This is a genomic window from Amycolatopsis sp. NPDC059021 (genome assembly GCF_042739895.1).
GTDB lineage: Bacteria > Actinomycetota > Actinomycetes > Mycobacteriales > Pseudonocardiaceae > Amycolatopsis.
On sequence record NZ_JBHYIQ010000157.1, the window covers coordinates 5,459 to 6,594 of the forward strand.

Annotated in this window: 1 protein-coding gene; it reads left to right on the forward strand. The window is 65.2% G+C overall.

The window, feature by feature from the left end:
• The first annotated feature begins 296 nt into the window (after positions 1-296).
• Entirely contained in the window at positions 297-1,034 is a 738-nt protein-coding gene (locus tag ACFWX1_RS45630) for a hypothetical protein (RefSeq protein WP_378396189.1), read from the forward strand.
• The last annotated feature ends 102 nt before the right edge of the window (positions 1,035-1,136 follow it).

Sequence of the window (1,136 nt, forward strand, 5' to 3'; positions counted from 1 at the left end):
GGCGGCCGTTCCCACCCTCGTCTGTTCGGCGGCCGGTCTCCGCCGGCCCGCCCCGGCCCCGCCCCGCCCTCGAGGCGCTTTCCTCTCACCCCCCCCCCCCCCCCCCCCCCCCCACGTCGGGACATTCGGCATCCCCGAATCCTTGGTGAGAAACCGTCTTCGTCCCATTGACCGGGAATCTGCCATTCCTGCCAAGGATAAGTCCTGTGGCGCGAGACTCTTCTGCGCGCGTCTCCGGGTGGCTACGGTGAGGTTCACGCCATTCGCGTGTGTCACCTCTGATCTGGAGATGATCTATGTCGCGTATCCGTCTGCTGTTCGCCCTCGTCGCCGCGACGCTGCTCGCGGTGGCGGTGCCCGCGACGGCGGCCCCGTCCCCGAATCCCGCCAAACCCTATGGCGTCGAAGGCCTGTATCTGCTCAACAGCCGGTACAACGGTGACATCGGCGCCACCCGCGGCTGGCAGGTCACCTGGAAGGTGCCCGCGGTCAGCAACGGCAAGGACGCCTGGGGCGCGGTCGGCGAGTGGTACTACAACCTCGAATCCGGGATCTACTACAACAACGACGTCGGCTGGGCTGTGTACTTCTTCGGCGACGACAACGGCTTGGAGAACAACCCCGACTGCACACCGACCTGGTCGACCGGCAGCATCTGCCGCGGCCTCTCCCACCTGGCGGTCGGAAAACAGCTGACGTTCACCTACGAATACTGCAAGTCCGACAGCCAGATCTGCCTCTACGTCGATCTGCAGGACGGCAAGGGCCGCCGGTTCCTCGCCTCGGACAAGCGCAGCACGGTCGAGATGTACGCCCACGACATCGAGACCTTCGCCGACGGCAACCGCGTCGAGCCGAAGATCCCGTGCGACAAGCCGACCAAGATGGTCAAGCAGTCGGTCAAGGGCACCGACGGCAAGTGGACGACGCTGACCGGGAACAAGTGGAAGTTCGAGGACACCAGTCCCCGCTACCAGTTCCGCAACGTCAAGACGTCGGCGAACCCGGCGAACTGGGAGAGCTGCTCGGGCTGAGCTGAAGGGGGGGTTTAAGGCCTGCCCAGCCGGGGAAGAGCCCCGCCATACGTAATTGGGAGGAATAAAAGAAGCGGAAGGGGGGCCGGGGGGGTGTTAAAA

Bases quoted from the DNA above. Each gene is read 5' to 3' on its own strand.
- ACFWX1_RS45630 (WP_378396189.1), top strand. From the start codon at position 297: ATGTCGCGTATCCGTCTGCTGTTCGCCCTCGTCGCCGCGACGCTGCTC.